This window comes from Kitasatospora sp. NPDC051702, from assembly GCF_040681575.1.
Taxonomy (GTDB): Bacteria; Actinomycetota; Actinomycetes; order Streptomycetales; family Streptomycetaceae; genus Kitasatospora.
Genome location: NZ_JBFAZB010000012.1, coordinates 172860 through 187445, shown reverse-complemented (window position 1 = coordinate 187445; position 14586 = coordinate 172860). Strand labels below are relative to the sequence as shown.

At 73.2% G+C, this 14586-nt stretch carries 13 protein-coding genes, 1 tRNA gene and 1 pseudogene; 8 read left to right on the top strand and 7 right to left on the bottom strand.

The features are described from left to right. Window positions 1–108 (bottom strand): annotated as a pseudogene (locus tag AB0N04_RS13815) (ABC transporter ATP-binding protein); the annotation flags it as partial. A 391-nt stretch (window positions 109–499) separates the two neighbouring features. Between AB0N04_RS13815 and AB0N04_RS13810 the strand changes: the two are divergent. The 3 genes from AB0N04_RS13810 to AB0N04_RS13800 all read left to right on the top strand — a co-directional run bounded on the left by AB0N04_RS13810 (window position 500) and on the right by AB0N04_RS13800 (window position 2078). Then, window positions 500–581 (top strand) — tRNA-Leu (locus AB0N04_RS13810). 139 nt (window positions 582–720) lie between these two features. Further along, window positions 721–1593 (top strand): Bax inhibitor-1/YccA family protein, encoded by an 873-nt coding sequence (locus AB0N04_RS13805; RefSeq protein WP_360210964.1) that lies wholly within the window; start codon window positions 721–723, stop codon window positions 1591–1593. A 101-nt stretch (window positions 1594–1694) separates the two neighbouring features. Further along, complete coding sequence (locus tag AB0N04_RS13800) at window positions 1695–2078, top strand: hypothetical protein (protein WP_360210962.1); 384 nt, start codon at window positions 1695–1697, stop codon at window positions 2076–2078. Window positions 2079–2215: 137 nt separating this feature from the next. Here AB0N04_RS13800 and AB0N04_RS13795 read toward each other — a convergent pair whose 3' ends face one another. The 3 genes from AB0N04_RS13795 to AB0N04_RS13785 form a co-directional block, all read right to left on the bottom strand. Further along, entirely contained in the window at window positions 2216–3163 is a 948-nt protein-coding gene (locus tag AB0N04_RS13795; protein WP_360210960.1) for a hypothetical protein, read from the bottom strand. Between the two features lie 290 nt (window positions 3164–3453). Continuing rightward, window positions 3454–4674, bottom strand: a complete 1221-nt coding sequence (locus AB0N04_RS13790) for an acetyl-CoA C-acetyltransferase (RefSeq protein ID WP_360210958.1) — start codon at window positions 4672–4674, stop codon at window positions 3454–3456. Between the two features lie 62 nt (window positions 4675–4736). Continuing rightward, window positions 4737–5831, bottom strand: a complete 1095-nt coding sequence (locus tag AB0N04_RS13785; RefSeq protein ID WP_360210956.1) for an SGNH/GDSL hydrolase family protein — start codon at window positions 5829–5831, stop codon at window positions 4737–4739. A 256-nt stretch (window positions 5832–6087) separates the two neighbouring features. Between AB0N04_RS13785 and AB0N04_RS13780 the strand changes: the two genes are divergently transcribed. From AB0N04_RS13780 to AB0N04_RS13770, 3 genes are all read left to right on the top strand, one after another. Then, complete coding sequence (locus AB0N04_RS13780; protein ID WP_360210954.1) at window positions 6088–7488, top strand: cystathionine beta-synthase; 1401 nt, start codon at window positions 6088–6090, stop codon at window positions 7486–7488. 435 nt (window positions 7489–7923) lie between these two features. Continuing rightward, the gene (locus AB0N04_RS13775; RefSeq protein WP_360210952.1) at window positions 7924–8262 is read left to right on the top strand and encodes a hypothetical protein; all 339 of its coding nucleotides are present in this window, start codon (window positions 7924–7926) and stop codon (window positions 8260–8262) included. A gap of 240 nt (window positions 8263–8502) precedes the next feature. After that, the gene (locus tag AB0N04_RS13770) at window positions 8503–9735 is read left to right on the top strand and encodes an Ig-like domain-containing protein (RefSeq protein ID WP_363364272.1); all 1233 of its coding nucleotides are present in this window, start codon (window positions 8503–8505) and stop codon (window positions 9733–9735) included. Window positions 9736–9800: 65 nt separating this feature from the next. Here AB0N04_RS13770 and AB0N04_RS13765 read toward each other — a convergent pair whose 3' ends face one another. Then, window positions 9801–10163: a cupin domain-containing protein gene (locus AB0N04_RS13765; protein ID WP_360210948.1), complete on the bottom strand. Its 363-nt coding sequence runs from the start codon at window positions 10161–10163 to the stop codon at window positions 9801–9803. Between the two features lie 126 nt (window positions 10164–10289). Beyond that, on the bottom strand, window positions 10290–10955 hold the full coding sequence (msrA, locus tag AB0N04_RS13760) for a peptide-methionine (S)-S-oxide reductase MsrA (protein ID WP_360210946.1): 666 nt from the start codon (window positions 10953–10955) through the stop codon (window positions 10290–10292). A gap of 189 nt (window positions 10956–11144) precedes the next feature. Here msrA and AB0N04_RS13755 point away from each other — a divergent pair, with 189 nt between their 5' ends. Beyond that, window positions 11145–12299, top strand: a complete 1155-nt coding sequence (locus AB0N04_RS13755; protein WP_360210944.1) for a cystathionine gamma-synthase — start codon at window positions 11145–11147, stop codon at window positions 12297–12299. An 84-nt stretch (window positions 12300–12383) separates the two neighbouring features. Here AB0N04_RS13755 and AB0N04_RS13750 read toward each other — a convergent pair whose 3' ends face one another. Further along, window positions 12384–12887 carry a MarR family transcriptional regulator gene (locus AB0N04_RS13750; RefSeq protein WP_360210942.1) on the bottom strand — a complete coding sequence of 168 codons (504 nt, stop codon included), beginning with the start codon at window positions 12885–12887 and terminating at the stop codon, window positions 12384–12386. A gap of 186 nt (window positions 12888–13073) precedes the next feature. On the opposite strand from AB0N04_RS13750, the gene ilvA reads away from it, so the two are divergent. Next, window positions 13074–14285 (top strand): threonine ammonia-lyase, encoded by a 1212-nt coding sequence (gene ilvA, locus AB0N04_RS13745; RefSeq protein WP_360210940.1) that lies wholly within the window; start codon window positions 13074–13076, stop codon window positions 14283–14285. Window positions 14286–14586 lie beyond the last annotated feature (301 nt).

Here is a 14586-nt window from a genome sequence, read left to right as displayed (position 1 = left end):
GTCGAGGGCGACGACGCGGGTCTCCCCCTCCCCGTAGACCTTGTTCAGGCCGGTGGCGCGGGCGGCCGCCCGGCCGGTGCGGACGGCGGTTGCGGTCGACGAGGTCACGGGGGTGCTCCTTGCTGGTGGCGGGCTGTGGGTGACGCGCCGGGCGTCTGTACGGCGGGCTGCCAGGGGCGTCCGGCCGTAGCACCATGCTCCGCTGCGTGATCATGGTTTCTCGTCGCTCCGCCGGACGGTTGGCCTGACCGCCGCTGGTTGTACGGCCAGGTGACGCCCTCCTCCTGCGGTATGACGCCGACCCTGAGCCCGGGGCGATGGCCGGAACCGGTGCACTTCGTGGCCGAATCGCGGACTGTTCGTCAGATGGCAAGGAAACATGACAACTTCCCTGGCTGGGAACATGCGAAAGAGTGAGGCGGGCGACTAGGCTCAGGGGTGGCCCGCACCGGGGCGGAGCGTTTCTCCTCCGGCCGGTGACGCGGTCAGTCCACAGGACGCCCGGATGGTGGAACGCAGACACGGGCAGCTTAAAACTGCTTGGCCGCGAGGCCGTGCCGGTTCGAGTCCGGCTCCGGGCACCGCTCGACTCGCGGGGGCGCCGACGGCGTCCCCGCCGGGAGTCGTCCAGTGATCCTCCTCGCGGCGTATCCCGATATTTTTGCCAAGCCATTACCCTGGTGGCTGGGCGGTGCAGTGCCGCCACGGAGGGAATGAGCAATGAGAAGCAGCAACCCGGTCTTCTCGCGGGAGGGGTCCTTCACCCGCGAGCCCGGCTACGCGGGGTTCGGCAACAGCGCGCAGGCCGGGGCACCGTACGGCGGCAACCCGTACGCGGGGACCCCTTACGCCCAGCAGCCGCAGGGCCAGGGCCCGCTGACGGACGAGCAGCTCTACCAGATGTACAACGGGCCGTCCGCCGGCCCGGCCGCCACCGGGCGGATGACGCTCGACGACGTGGTCGCGCGCACCGCGATGACGCTGCTGACCCTGGTCGCCGCCGGCGCCGTCGCCTGGTTCGCGCTGCCCTTCGAGAACTTCGGGGTCGCGATCGGCGCCAGCCTGGTGGCCATGGTGGTCGGCCTGGTGGTCTCCTTCAAGCGCAGCGTCAGCCCGCCGCTGATCCTGCTCTACGCGGGCCTGGAGGGCTTCGCGCTCGGCGCGGTCACCCACGCCTTCAACACCATCTGGCCGGGCATCGCGATCCAGGCCGTGCTGGGCACGGCCGCCGTCTTCGCGGCGATGCTGTTCGCCTACAAGAGCGGCCGGATCCGGGTCACCCCGCGGTACACGCGGATCGGCATCGCGGTCGCGATGGGCTTCGTGCTGCTGCTGCTGGTCAACATGATCGCGATGGCGTTCGGTGCCGACATGGGTCTGCGCTCCGGCCCGCTGGGCATCGTGGTCGGCCTGATCGGCATCGGCCTCGGCGCGTTCTTCCTGTCGCTGGACTTCGCGGCGATCGAGGAGGCCATCGCCCAGGGTGCGCCGCAGAAGGAGGCCTGGCGGGCCGCCTTCGGGCTGACCCTCTCGCTGGTCTGGATCTACGTCGAGATGCTGCGCCTGATCGCGATCCTGCGGGGCGACGACTAAGGGTCCCTCCCGTCGCGAACCACTGCCGCCGGGCCCCCGGAGCTGCTGCTCCGGGGGCCCGGCGGCGTCGTGCCCGGGTCCTGACCCCTAGGCTCCTTGCCATGCATGACGTACAGCCCCTGGACGGACAGCCCCTGATCGACGCCGTGGACGCGCTGGCGGACCGCTTCCGCTCGCTGCCGCAGAGCAGGCTGCTGGGTGCCGTGCCCGGCCACGAGTCCCGGGCGGCGGCCGCGCTGGCGCTGGCCCGGCGGCTGGCCGCGCTGGCGCTTGCGGTCGAGGGCGGGGCGCCGCGGGACTTCCCGGACGCCGGGGCGTTCGCGGTGGGGGACCAGCTGGCCGTCGCCGGGCACGACCTGGCGGCCGCGCTCGCGGCGCTGCCGGCGGAGGCCGGGGTGTCGCTGCCGGAGGGCCCGCGGGCCGCCTCCGCGGTGCTGGCGGAGGCGTTGGCCGCGGTGCGCGGGACGACGGAGCTCTGCGCCTAGGAGCCGCCGGAACCGGCCTCGGGGGCGCGCTGCGCGCCCCCGAAGCCGGACAGGCCGAAGGCCGGCCGGGTCGGTAACCCCTTGACCCGGCCGGCCTTCGTCGCTGCTGCTGTCGTGCTGCTGTCGTCCTGCTGCGGTCAGATGCTGGCGACCACCCGGTCGGCGAGCACGTAGACGGCCTCGTCGTCGGTGGAGAAGGTCAGCGAGTACGAGCCGGAGAAGCGCGAGCCGCCGAGCAGTCGGACGTGCTCACCGGCGCGCACCGCGTCGATCAGCCGGTAGGCGGCCTCCCGGTCGCCCGGGGCCACGCAGAGCGTGGTGCCGTCGGCGAAGGCGTAGACGTCGAGGGTGCCCAGCGGGCCGGGTCGGACGTCGACGAGGGCGACGGCCTCCTCGGCGAGGGACGCCAGGCGGGTGTCGGTCCACTCGCGGGACGGCGCCTGGCTGGGGACGAAGTCGGGGTGCGAGGGGTGGCGGCGCGGGTCGGGCGCGGCGGCCGGGGCGTCCTCGACGACCGGGTCGGTGTCCAGCAGCCCGGCCTCCAGGCCGGTGGCCAGCAGGTCGGCCTCGCGGCGGGCGCGGGCCTCCCCGGTCACCTCGGTGGAGCCGGCGCCGGCCGGGTGGCCGGGGCGCAGCGGCGATCCGCCGTCGACGCCGGGCTCGGCGGGGCCGCCCTCGTTGATGAGGTCCTCCAGCGCGGAGCGCAGCGCCTCGCCGAACTCCGGGTCCATGGTGCCGGCGTTGTCGGCGGCGTCCTGCGGCCCGGTGGGGCGGGGGAAGAAGAGGGGCCATTCGTCGGTGCCGGCGAAGACCCCGGTGAACGGCGAGTCGAACAGTGGCGCGTCCTCGGCCGCGCGGGCCTCCTGCTCGGCCCAGAAGGCCCGGGCCTCGGTGATCTCCCGCTCGCGGTCGGCGGCGAGGGCCTCGGTGACGGCCCGGCGTATCGCGGCCTCGTCGACCGGTGCGGGCGCGGCCTCGGCCGCGGCCTGCGCGTCCAGCCGGCGGGAGAGCCCCCGGAGGTGGAACAGCACGGCGGTCGACACGGTGATCAGGATCAGCAGCAGGATGGTGTAGACGGCGCTCACGGAACGTACTCCTAGGGAGGAGCGGAACGGGGTTACGTCTCCACACTGCCGCATGGGGGGCTGTTACCGCAGTGGCGAATGTCTAATTTGTCCGAGACTTTCGCTCTTGTCCCCAAATTGTTAGGTAACACCGTTCTACGCAGTGGAGTTGATCCGCTCCGCAGTGTCGATTTCCGGACCGGAAACGAACGAAAAGAGGGCCGGATCGACCTCGCGGTGTGATCCGGCCCTCAATTACTCTACGTCACTCCAAATGGGTGGTCCAGACCCTTCACGGGGTCCTGCGGGGGTCAGCTGAGGCGCTCGATGACCATCGCCATGCCCTGGCCGCCGCCGACGCACATGGTCTCCAGACCGAACTGCTTGTCGTGCCACTGCAGGGAGTTGATCAGCGTGGTGGTGATCCGGGCGCCGGTCATGCCGAAGGGGTGGCCGACCGCGATGCCGCCGCCGTTGACGTTCAGCTTGTCCAGGTCGATGCCGAGGTCGCGGTAGGACGGGATCACCTGGGCGGCGAACGCCTCGTTGATCTCCACCAGGTCGATGTCGTCGATGGTCAGGCCGGCCCGCCGCAGCGCCTGCTTGGAGGCCTCGACCGGGCCGTAGCCCATGATCTCGGGGGAGAGCGCGCTGACGCCGGTGGACACCACCCGGGCGAGCGGGGTGATGCCCAGCTCGCGGGCCTTGGTGTCGGACATGACGACCAGCGCGGCCGCGCCGTCGTTCAGCGGGCAGCAGTTACCGGCGGTCACGGTGCCGTCGGGGCGGAACACCGGCTTCAGGCCGGAGACGGCCTCCAGCGTGACGCCGGCGCGCGGGCCGTCGTCCTTGCTCACCACGGTGCCGTCGGGCAGCGTGACCGGGGTGATCTCGCGGTCCCAGAAGCCCGAGGCGATGGCGGCCTCGGCGAGGTTCTGCGAGCGGACGCCGAACTCGTCCTGCTCGGCGCGGGTGATCCCCTTGAGCGCGGCCAGGTTCTCGGCGGTCTGGCCCATCGCGATGTAGGCGTCCGGCAGCAGCCCGTCCTCGCGCGGGTCGTGCCACTCGCCGCCACCCTCCTCGGCGCGCTTGGCGGTGCGGGCCTGGGCCTCGTCGAAGAGCGGGTTCATGGTGCCCGGCAGGCCGTCCGAGGTGCCGTTGACGCTGCGCGAGACGGTCTCCACGCCGGCCGAGACGAAGACGTCGCCCTCGCCCGCCTTGATCGCGTGCAGTGCCATCCGCGTGGTCTGCAGCGAGGAGGAGCAATAGCGGGTGATGGTCGCGCCCGGCAGGTAGTCCATGCCCATCTGGACGGCCACGATGCGGGCCAGGTTGTGGCCCTGCTCGCCGCCGGGCAGGCCGCAGCCCAGCATCAGGTCGTCGATCTGCCGCGGGTCGAGCTGCGGGACCTTGGCCAGCGCGGCCTGGATGACGTGGGCGGTCAGGTCGTCGGGGCGGACGTCCTTGAGCGAGCCCTTGAAAGCCCGGCCGATCGGCGAACGGGTGGCGCTGACGATGACGGCTTCGGGCATGGCGGGCTCCTCGCTGAGTGGCGGCGGACGGACGTCCGGGAGGAAAGTTACCGCCTGGTAGATCAGGCGTCACCCGTAGCGGCGTGTGAGCTGGCCGACGTGTTCCCGGCGCCCGCTGCGCCGCCCCCGGCGGTGTCCGCCAGGGGCTCCCCTGCGGCGCCCGCAGCGGGCTGGCCGACCCGCAGCCGGTGGCGCAGCAGGGCCCAGCGGCGCCCGGCGCCCTCCGCCTCGACGGCCGCCACCTCGGTGCCCGAACGCCCGGCCGCGGCCGCCGCGGCCACCGCCACCGGCAGCACCCGCCCGCCCGGCACGGGCGCCGTCGGGCGCTCCTCCTCCGGCCACAGGTCGAGCGCGGCGCAGACCGAGGGCAGCACGGCCATCGCCGCGGTCGCGTAGCCCTGGGCGGACGGGTGGTAGCGGTCGGCGGCGAACATCTCCGGCCGCGCCGCGAACTCCGGGCCCAGCAGCGAGCCCAGCGAGACCGTCCGCCCGCCCGCCTCCACCACCGAGATGGTCTGCGCGGCCGCCAGCTGGCGGCTCAGCCGGCGGGCCACCCAGCGCAGCGGCGGGCGCACCGGCTTGATCGTCCCGAGGTCCGGACAGGTGCCGACCACCACCTCGCAGCCGTTCGCCCGCAGCGCCGCCACCGCCTCGCCGAGGTGGCGGACGGCCAGCTGCGCCGGGCTGTGCCGGGTCACGTCGTTGGCGCCGATCATGATCACGGCGACGTCGGGGTGGTGCGGCAGCGCCTGTTCCAGTTGGCCGGAGAGGTCGGCGGACCGGCCGCCGGACCGCGCCACGTTGACCAGCCGGACCGGGCGTTCGGCCACCGAGGCCAGGCCCGCGGCCAGCAGCGCGCCCGGGGTCTCGCGGGAGCGCAGCACGCCAAGGCCGGCGCCGGTGGAGTCGCCGAGGACGGCGAGGACGAGCGGGGGCTGCGGCACGGCGGTGCTGTCGGCGAAGGCCTCGCCGTAGACGCCGTCGGCCTTGGGAGGGTCGCCCTCCAGGACGCCGATCGCCTGGACGGCGAGCTTGCTCTCGGTCAGCAGCACGCCCACCAGTCCGACGCCCAGCAGGCCGAGCCCGCCGCCGCCGTACGCCGCCGCGGTGGCGATCCGGCGGGCCACCCGGGCCCGCGAGTCCTGTGCCCCTGGCATCCGCTGCCCCCTTCGCGTCCTCGTGCCGCCCCCTCCGGGGCCGCGGCGGTGCCTGCACACCCCTCCTACCCGCCCGGGGGCCGGGGCTACCTGTCGTGCTCGGCCATTGGTGGGACCGGTCAGGCCGTGCCTCGGGGGCGGGGCCGCCGGGCCGGGCGCGGGGCGGCCGGGGCGGAAGGGCGGGCTGGGGCGGTCGCCACGCCCTAGGCTTTGCAGTACCGAATGCACTCGCATGCCCACTACCGGGAGGACCCCCGTGCGGTACCACAACTCCATCATCGACCTGGTCGGCAACACGCCGCTGGTCAAGCTGAACAAGGTCACCGAGGGCATCAGCGCGACCGTGCTGGCGAAGGTCGAGTACTTCAACCCCGGCGGCTCGGTGAAGGACCGCATCGCGATGCGCATGATCGAGGCCGCCGAGGCCTCGGGCGCCCTGAAGCCCGGCGGCACCATCGTCGAGCCGACCTCCGGCAACACCGGTGTCGGCCTGGCGATCGTGGCCCAGCAGAAGGGTTACAAGTGCATCTTCGTCTGTCCTGACAAGGTGTCCACCGACAAGATCAACACCTTGCGCGCCTACGGCGCCGAGGTCGTCGTGTGCCCCACCGCCGTGGCGCCGGAGCACCCGGACTCGTACTACAACGTCTCCGACCGGCTCGTCCGGGAGACCCCGAACGCCTGGAAGCCGGACCAGTACTCCAACCCGGACAACCCGGCCTCGCACTACCACTCCACCGGCCCGGAGCTGTGGGAGCAGACCGACGGGCGGATCACCCACTTCGTGGCGGGCGTCGGCACCGGCGGCACCATCTCCGGCACCGGCAACTACCTGAAGGAGGTCTCCGGCGGCAAGGTCAAGGTGATCGGCGCCGACCCGGAGGGCTCGGTCTACTCGGGCGGCACCGGCCGGCCGTACCTGGTCGAGGGCGTCGGCGAGGACTTCTGGCCGACCGCCTACGACCGCGGCGTCGCCGACGGGATCGTCGCCGTCTCCGACAAGGACTCCTTCCAGATGACCCGCCGCCTGGCCAAGGAGGAGGGCCTGCTGGTCGGCGGCTCCTGCGGCATGGCCGTGGTGGCCGCGCTGGAGGTCGCCAAGGACCTCGGGCCGGACGACGTCGTGGTGGTGCTGCTGCCGGACGGCGGCCGCGGCTACCTGTCGAAGATCTTCAACGACGACTGGATGGCCGACTACGGCTTCCTTCCCTCGGCCACCGACGAGGCGCACATCGGCGAGGTGCTGGGCCGCAAGGAGGCCATCGAGCAGGGCGGCATCCCGCAGTTCGTCCACATGCACCCGAACGAGACCGTCGCCGAGGCGGTCCGGGTGCTGCGCGAGTACGGCGTCTCGCAGATGCCGGTGGTCTCGCCCGGCGCCGGTCACCCGGACATCATGGCCGGCGAGGTGATCGGCTCGGTGGTGGAGAAGCTGCTGCTGGAGGGCGTCTTCGCCAAGGAGATCGAGCTGACCGACACGCTCGACAAGGTGATGTCCAAGCCGCTGCCCGTCGTCGGTTCGGGCGAGACGGTCACCAACCTGATGACCGTGCTGGAGAAGGACGACGCCGCGGTGGTGCTGGTGGAGGGCAAGCCGCAGGGCATCGTCACCCGCCAGGACCTTCTGGGCTTCCTGACCGGCCGCGCCGCGCACTGACCCGCGGTCAACCCGCGCCGCTCCCGGCCGGTTCGCCCACGGGCGAAGTGGTACACCGGCGTCACCTGCCCGCATCACGTGGTTAACAACGGTCCGGCATCGTTGTGGTCAACGGCGAGACGCCGAGCGAGGCGGCGGTGACCGTCCGGGAGCGGCTCCCCGGCGGACGCGGTCGGCTCGGGGCGCGTCGGACGGTCCTGACCCGGTCCGTCGTGCCCGCCCTCCGTCCGGTCCGCCGGGCGAGGGGCCCCTCCGCGGGAGGCGCCGTCGTCCCGCCCCTGCCCGGCTGCGGCCGGTCGACAGGGTGTGGCGACTCCCGCGGTGCACCAGCGCCGCACGGCGCGTCTCCGCGGCTCCCGGGTGGGGGAGCCCAGGCGGAGAACGGCAGGGCCGGCCCTTCTCCGAGGGGCCGGCCCTTCCCGTACGCTCGCACGCATGACCAGCACTGAAACGACCGGCCAGGACGCCCCGCGCTACGTCCGGCTCAAGATCGAGCTCATCGCGGAGATCACCGACGAGGGCGCGCTCAAGGCGGCCGCCCTGAAGCAGGTGACCGAGGACGAGTACCTCGACGACGACGAGCGCGCGCAGTCCGTCGACGCCATCGAGGTGGACCCGTCGGGCTCCCTCGCCCACTTCATCGACCCGGTGGCGCTGCTCGGCGACGTGCCCGGTGTCGAGCTGGCCTCGGCGACCTGGGAGTCGGCGCAGACCGAGTTCGACCCCGAGAGCGAGGAGTGGGACGAGTACGTGGTGGAGGAGTCCGCCGAGTAGCGGCTCGCTCCCTCACGCCCCGTGAACGCCCGGTCTGCCCCGCAGGCCGGGCGTTTTGTCCCTGTTCGGAGGGAAGTTGGGTCATCTCATACGATCGCTTACCCTTCGGTGATGGAACCGTGAACGGGCGGATTGCGTTTCTGTATCCATAAATGCCCGGGATGATCAGCAGGGAGACGCGACGTGACGGCACGGGACGGCCAGGGACGCACAGGCGGAGGGAACTGGAGCCGGCGCGGTGTGCTCGCGGGCCTGATCGGGGCCCCCGTCCTGCTGTTGGCGGCCTGCAACGACACCAAGGACACCGGCGCGGCGGGGTCCGGCGGTTCCGGTGGCTCCGGCGACGCCAGCCCGGGCGGCACCCCGGGCGGAGGCAGCGCCAGCAGCGCCCCCAGGACCTCCGCCGCGGTGATCACGGTCACGCCCGCGGACGGCTCCACCACCGCCAGCTTCAGCGAGCCGGTCAAGGTCACCGTCGGCAACGGCACCCTGGGCACCGTCAAGGTCACCGACTCCACCGGCAAGGAGCTGGCCGGCCAGCTCGCCGCGGACGGCAGCTCCTGGACCTCGGCCGCCGCCCCCGCCAGCGGGACCAAGTACACCGTGGTCGCCACCGCCCAGGACAAGGACAAGCTGGAGGCGGACGCCAACGCCACCTTCACCACCGCCACCCCGGCCAACACCTTCGTCGGCTACTTCACGCCCGAGGACGGCTCGGTCGTCGGCGTCGGCATGCCCGTGTCGATCAACTTCAGCAAGCCCGTCACCGACCGCAAGGCCGTCCAGCAGGCGATCACCGTCACCGCCGAGCCCGGCGTCGAGATCGTCGGGCACTGGTTCTCCAGCACCCGCCTCGACTTCCGGCCCGAGGACTACTGGGCCAAGGGCACCAAGGTCACCCTCAAGCTCCGGCTCAAGGACGTCGAGGGCGCCAAGGGCGTCTACGGCACCCAGTCCAAGGACGTCCGCTTCACCGTCGGCCGGGCCCAGACCAGCGTCGCCGACCTCGGCGCCAAGACGCTCACCGTCACCACCGACGGCCAGGTCAGCGCGGTGTACAAGATCTCCGGCGGCGCCCCCGAGCACCGCACCTGGGGCGGCAAGATGGTCATATCCGAGCAGTTCCAGCAGACCCGGATGAACTCCCAGACCGTCAACCTGGGCAGCGAGTACGACATCGCGGACGTGCCGCACGCCCAGCGGCTCACCACCTCGGGCACCTTCATCCACGGCAACTACTGGTCCTCGCCGTCGATCTTCGGCGGCCAGAACACCAGCCACGGCTGCGTGGGCCTGCGGGACGCCCAGGGCGCGCAGGACAGCGGCACGGACGGCTACAAGTTCTACAAGAGCTCGATCGTCGGCGACGTCGTCGAGGTCGTGAACTCCGGCGACAAGACCGTCGCCCCCGACAACGGCCTGAACGGCTGGAACCTCGGCTGGGCCGAGTGGAAGGCCGGCAGCGCGGTCTAGCGGTCGATCGGCCGGTCGATCGGCAGACGTCCGGCCGGGCCGCGCGGCCCGGCCGGTGCCCCGGATCAGCGCTTGGCGTAGTCGGCGAAGCCCTGCCAGTCCACGACCACGCAGGCCTCGTCGCCCAGGATCCAGGCGTCGTGCCCGGGCTCGCAGATCATGAAGTCGCCGGGGCCGAAGTCCTCCTGCTGGCCGTCGTCCATGACGATCCGCATCCGGCCGGAGACCACGTACCCCAGGTGGGCCGCCTGGCAGCTGTCGGTGCCCGCGATCGGCTTCACGTGCTTGGACCACTGCCAGCCCGGCCGGAACACGGCCCGGCCCACCGGCCCGGCATCCAGGTTCACCAGACGGAGCTCCCCGGTGCCCTCCTCGAAGGGGCGGACCTCCTCGGGCGAGTCGAAGCTCTTGCGGACGAGACCGGACATGGCGCACTCCTCTCCACGGGAGCGGCCCGGCCACCCACGAGGTGGCCGGGCCGCCCGTGCTGGCCCTTCCAGTCTCCTCCCGGGCCGGGCGGCGGACACCTCGGGTGGCCGCCGCCCCGGGTGGCGTCAGTCCCGGACGCGGGCCACACCGATCGGGCAGGACGCCCCCGTGCCGCCGAGACCGCAGTAGCCGTTCGGGTTCTTGGCGTCGGACAGGTACTGCTGGTGGTACGGCTCGGCCGGGTAGAACGGACCGGCCGGGGCGATCTCGGTGGTGATCGGGCCGTAGCCGAGCGCGGTCAGGGACGGCTGGAAGGCGTCCCGGGTGGCCGCCGCGGCGGCGGCCTGGGCGGGCGAGTGGGTGTAGACGGCGGAGCGGTACTGGGTGCCGACGTCGTTGCCCTGGCGGTTGCCCTGGGTCGGGTCGTGCGCCTCCCAGAAGGTCTTCAGCAGCCGCTCGTAGGAGATCGCCGCGGGGTCGAACACCACCCGGACCGCCTCGGTGTGCCCGGTCAGCCCGCTGCACACCTCCTCGTACGTCGGGTTCGGGGTGTAGCCGCCCTGGTAACCGACCAGCGTCGTCCAGACGCCGGGCAGCCGCCAGAACGTCCGCTCGGCGCCCCAGAAGCAGCCCAGCCCGAAGTCGGCCACCTCCAGACCGTCCGGGTACGGGCCGGTGAGCGGGTGGCCGAGGACGGTGTGCGGCTCGCGCAGCGCGAAGGCCGGCGACTCCCGGCCGGGCAGCGCCTGGTCGGCGGGGACGAGCGAGGTCTTGTGGCGGTTGAACAGCACGGCCTGCTCCTGCGGGGTAGGGAGGGTTGCCCACCGTTCAACGCGCCGGCCCGCCGTCGGATTCCGCCGGCCCGCTCCGCCGTGCGCCGGCGCGGCGGCGGGCCGGCGGCGGGCGCGGACGGGCCCGGTGGGGCGGCCGCCCGACCGTTCCGGGGGGCGAACGCGCGTACGGCCACTAGGCTCGGACCCATGACCGAGCACCAGCTTCCCCAGGGCTTCGAGACCCTCGCCATCCACGCGGGTCAGGAAGCAGACCCCCAGACCGGGGCCGTCGTCACGCCGATCTACCAGGTGTCCACCTACAAGCAGGACGGGGTGGGCGGCCTGCGGGGCGGCTACGAGTACAGCCGCAGCGCCAACCCGACCCGCACCGCGCTGGAGGAGTGCCTCGCGGCGCTGGAGGGCGGCGCCCGCGGCCTCGCCTTCGCCTCCGGCCTGGCCGCCGAGGACACCCTGCTGCGGACCATCCTCAAGCCGGGCGACCACATCGTCATCCCCAACGACGCCTACGGCGGCACCTTCCGGCTGTTCGCCAAGGTGCTGACCCGCTGGGGCGTCGAGTTCTCCGTCGCCAACACCCAGGACCTGGCCACCGTCCGCGCCGCGCTGCGCCCCAACACCCGCGCGGTCTGGGTGGAGACCCCCTCCAACCCGCTGCTGGGCATCACCGACCTGACGGCGCTCGCCGAGATCGCGCACGGCGCCGGCGCGCTGCTCGTGGTCGACAACACCTTCGCCAGCCCGTACCTGCAGCAGCCGATAGCGCTCGGTGCGGACGCCGTCGTGCACTCCACCACCAAGTACATGGGCGGCCACTCGGACGTGGTCGGCGGTGCGCTGGTGCTGGCCGACGCCGGGCTGGGCGAGGAGGTCGCCTACCACCAGAACGCGATGGGTGCCGTCTCCGGCCCGTTCGACGCCTGGCTGGTGCTGCGCGGCATCAAGACCCTGGGCGTCCGGATGGACCGCCACAGCTCCAACGCGGAGAAGGTCGCCGAGCTGCTGGCGAGCCACCCCAAGGTCAGCCAGGTGCTCTACCCCGGCCTGGCCGAGCACCCCGGCCACGACATCGCCGCCAAGCAGATGAAGGCCTTCGGCGGCATGGTCTCCTTCCGGGTCCAGGGCGGCGAGGAGGCGGCGGTCGAGGTCTGCAACCGCGCGCAGCTGTTCACCCTCGGCGAGTCGCTCGGCGGCGTCGAGTCGCTGATCGAGCACCCGGGCCGGATGACCCACGCCTCGGTCGCCGGTTCGGCGCTGGAGGTGCCGGCCGACCTGGTGCGCGTCTCCGTCGGCATCGAGTCGATCGACGACCTGCTCGCCGACCTCAAGCAGGCGCTGGGCTGAGGCCTGGCTGGTCCGGCCCCCGGGGCGCCGCCCGGGGGCCGGGGCGTGTCCGGCCCGGGGGGCAGGGCGTGCCCGGGCCGGAGGTCAGGGGGTGCCCGGGCCGCCCTCCTGCTGGCCCTGCTGGTCCGCGGTGTACGACTCCATCGCGTGGTTGAAGCGGGCCAGCAGGACGCAGAACGCCTGCTGCTCCTCGGGCGGCCAGTCCGCCACCAGGCGGCGGGCCAACTCGGCCCGCCCGTCGCGGACTTCGGCCAGGCGGCCGGAGCCGACCGGGGTCAGCGCGAGACGCACGGCGCGGCGGTCGGCCGGGTCCTGGACCCGGCCGACCAGCCCGCCCGCGACCAGCGGGGCGACCTGCCGGGTCACCGTGGAGGAGTCCACGCCGAGGGCCTCGGCCAGCGCCTTGACGTTGGCCGGCCCGTGCCGCTCCAGGCGGTCGAGCAGCAGGTAGGCCGCGCGGTCCAGGGCGCCGACGCCGCCGGAGGTCCGGACCTGCTCCATGCGGCGGGCGAACACCGCCAGCTGGTACTGGAGCCGGGCGTGCACGGGGTCGGTGCGGTCGGTGGCCTGGGGCGAGGTCGTCGTCATCGCGGCTCACGATCGTCGTGCGGTGAGAGAGGCTCAGAAGCAGCAGCGTACGCGGGCCGGGCGGGCCCGGGAACAGGCCCGACAGCCCGGATTGCGTGCACCGCGGCCGGATCCGGGCCGAGCGGCGGGCCGGGCCCCGGGCCGGGCCTCGGAGCGCGCCCGTCGGACGCGCCCTAGGCTGGCGGCATGCACAACTGGCCGCTCACCCTCGACGACGTCCGCGGGGCCCAGAAGATGCTCGCCGGGGTCGCCCGGGTGACGCCGATGGAGGGCAGCCGGCACCTGTCCGGGCTGGTCGGCGCACCGGTCCACCTGAAGTGCGAGAACCTGCAGCGCACCGGCTCGTTCAAGCTGCGCGGGGCGTACGTGCGGATCGCGGGGCTCTCGCCGGTGCAGCGGGCCGGCGGGGTGGTGGCGGCGAGCGCCGGGAACCACGCGCAGGGGGTGGCGCTGGCGGCCGCGCTGCTGGGCGTGCGCTCGACCGTGTTCATGCCGGTCGCGGCGCCGCTGCCCAAGGTGTCGGCCACCCGTGAGTACGGTGCCGAGGTGCGGCTGCACGGCGCGACGGTGGACGAGGCGCTGCAGGCCGCGCAGCGGTACGCGGACGCGACCGGCGCGGTGTTCATCCACCCCTTCGACCACTGGGACGTGGTCACCGGGCAGGCGACCGTCGGGCTGGAGATCCTCGAGCAGTGCCCCGAGGTGCGCACCATCCTGGTCGGCGTGGGCGGCGGCGGGTTGCTGGCCGGGATCGCGGCGGCGGTCAAGCCGCTGCGGCCGGACGTCCGGGTGGTCGGGGTGCAGGCGGCCGGCGCGGCCGCGTACCCGCCCTCGCTGGCGGCCGGGCGGCCGGTGTCGCTGGAGCACTTCGCCACGATGGCCGACGGGATCATGGTCGGCCGGCCCGGTGACATCCCGTTCGAGGTGGTCAACACCCTGGCGGACGGCGTCCGGACGGTCTCCGAGGACGCGCTGTCGCGGGCCCTGCTGCTCGGCCTGGAGCGCCTGAAGCTGGTGGTCGAGCCGGCCGGGGCGGCCCCGATCGCGGCGCTGCTGGAGCGGCCGGACTCCTTCGAGGGCCCGGTGGTGGCGGTGTTGTCGGGCGGCAACATCGACCCGCAGCTGATGCAGCGGGTGCTGCGGCACGGCCTGGCGGCGGCCGGACGCTACCTGTCGCTGCGGGTGCGGCTGGCCGACAAGCCGGGCTCGCTGGCCGACCTGCTGGCCGTGCTGACCGGGCTGGACGCCAACGTGCTGGACGTCGCGCACGTGCGGATCGACCCGCGGCTGGGGCTGGCCGAGGTCGAGGTGGACCTGCACCTGGAGACCAAGGGGCCGGAGCACTGCGCGGCCGTGGTGGGCGAGTTGCGGGACGCGGGGTTCGTCGTCTCCGACTGAGGGGCCGGGCGGTCGGGCCGCTGCGGCCCGGCGGCCGGGCGGTGGGCCGTGCCCCGGCGCGCGCCGTCGCCGCCCGTTCCGACCGCGGTCGCCGTTCCGACCGCGATCGCCGTTCCGACTGCGCGGGGTGGATGTCAGTGGTCTCTGTCACGATGGCGGAGCTTTCTCCCTTGACGCGATATATCGCGTACTGCCAGACTCGCGATACATCGCGTTCTGTGCCCGATGGGCGAAAACCGAGTCGCCCGGGGACCCGAAAACGGGGCAGAGTGGGACAGATCGCCCATATTCGTCCGAGGAG

Excerpts from the sequence above, each read along its gene's own strand:
- AB0N04_RS13805 (WP_360210964.1), top strand. The coding sequence starts at position 721 with ATGAGAAGCAGCAACCCGGTCTTCTCGCGGGAGGGGTCCTTCACCCGC.
- AB0N04_RS13800 (WP_360210962.1), top strand. The coding sequence starts at position 1,695 with ATGCATGACGTACAGCCCCTGGACGGACAGCCCCTGATCGACGCCGTG.
- AB0N04_RS13790 (WP_360210958.1), bottom strand. The coding sequence starts at position 4,674 with ATGCCCGAAGCCGTCATCGTCAGCGCCACCCGTTCGCCGATCGGCCGG.
- AB0N04_RS13785 (WP_360210956.1), bottom strand. The coding sequence starts at position 5,831 with ATGCCAGGGGCACAGGACTCGCGGGCCCGGGTGGCCCGCCGGATCGCC.
- AB0N04_RS13775 (WP_360210952.1), top strand. The coding sequence starts at position 7,924 with ATGACCAGCACTGAAACGACCGGCCAGGACGCCCCGCGCTACGTCCGG.
- AB0N04_RS13765 (WP_360210948.1), bottom strand. The coding sequence starts at position 10,163 with ATGTCCGGTCTCGTCCGCAAGAGCTTCGACTCGCCCGAGGAGGTCCGC.
- AB0N04_RS13755 (WP_360210944.1), top strand. The coding sequence starts at position 11,145 with ATGACCGAGCACCAGCTTCCCCAGGGCTTCGAGACCCTCGCCATCCAC.
- AB0N04_RS13750 (WP_360210942.1), bottom strand. The coding sequence starts at position 12,887 with ATGACGACGACCTCGCCCCAGGCCACCGACCGCACCGACCCCGTGCAC.
- ilvA (WP_360210940.1), top strand. The coding sequence starts at position 13,074 with ATGCACAACTGGCCGCTCACCCTCGACGACGTCCGCGGGGCCCAGAAG.